Annotated in this window: 1 protein-coding gene; it reads right to left on the bottom strand. The window is 54.9% G+C overall.

The features are described from left to right. Window positions 1-324 precede the first annotated feature (324 nt). Entirely contained in the window at window positions 325-1,344 is a 1,020-nt protein-coding gene (locus tag ACZRN6_RS36460; protein WP_048377755.1) for an IS30 family transposase, read from the bottom strand. Window positions 1,345-1,391: the final 47 nt, after the last annotated feature.

Here is a 1,391-nt window from a genome sequence, read left to right as displayed (position 1 = left end):
GGCGGTCTCAAGGAGCAAGTGCAACAGTCAGTTAATTTTCTGAGCTTGCTAAGCGAAACAATCCCGCTTCCAAAACATCGTTATCAATGGGCGTCTGACCGAACCGAGCTTACCTGACTAAGCACAATTTCCACTACCAAGTGCTTAGCCGTGATCAAGCCCTTCGGTGGCTGCAGCAGCGGCTATACACACCCCCCCCTCATCGCTTAAACAATGGCTATACACACCCCCCCCTCCATCGCCAATGTGACGGCTTGGAATGACCCAATAGAAACACCCATTAGACGCATCCACCAGATAACTTGGAGGGCTTGCCCTTACCGGTCAGTTTATCGTTTCAAGCTTGTTGGTCGCGGAAAGCTGAAGATGATCTACTAGCACCTCAACCGGAAATTTCCAGCCCAGTGTCTGGCGGGGTCGGGTATTGAGCAGATCAGCGATTTCGTCCAGCCGTGCCTGCGTCACCAGAGAGAGATCTGTGCCTTTGGGGAGGTACTGACGCAACAAACCGTTCGTATTTTCATTGCTACCACGCTGCCAAGGCGAGTGTGGATCGGCGAAATAAATCTTCATCCCCGTGCGCGCAGTAATTTCGGCATGACGGGCCATTTCGCTGCCTTGATCATGCGTCATGGTTTTTAGGAGCGATGGCGCCATCCGCGACATTTCCCTCACGATCGCTTCCGCCGCCGCCTCTGCGGTGGGGGCTTCGAGCTTGGCGAGAATCACATAACGGCTCGTACGCTCGACCATGGTGGCAACCGCTGAGCGATTATTGGCGCCCATGATCAGATCACTCTCCCAATGCCCAGGGACCAGACGATCTGCAACCTCAGGGGGGCGTAGGTGAATACTCAGATGCGCAGGGTAACGTTCTCGACGCACATTGCTTTGGGTTCGCTTAGGACGTTTGCCGTCAGCCTGACGTAGATAACTGATCAACTGGCGTTTCAGCTCGCCGCGCGGATAGGCATAGATGGCGAGGTAGATAGTTTCGTGGCTCACATGTCGCTCGGATTGGCCTGGCCAGATACTGCGTAGTCTGCGGGCAATTTGTTGCGGTGACCAGCCGATGCGGAGCATTTCGACGACCACTTGAAATAGCTCTGAGTCTGGAGACAAACGCCGCTGACGGCGAGGCGCATGTCGAAGCTGTTGAGCCCTGCTGGTAGCTTGGATGGCGTCATAGTGAGGCTGCTGGGGGTTGCGTTTGATCTCACGACTAATGGTGCTGGGGTGACGGCCTAGCAAAGCGGCAATAGCTCGCAGCGTCTGTCGTTGAAAGAGCATCACCATAATGGTGACGCGCTCCTCGGTACTCAGGTGGTTGTATTGGGTAGACATGGCAACACCTTACATGAGGTGTTGCACTTGCTCCTTGAGACCGCCCA

It is taken from the genome of Pseudomonas sp. A125 (assembly GCF_055409485.1).
This window is presented reverse-complemented; position numbering and strand designations above follow the sequence as displayed.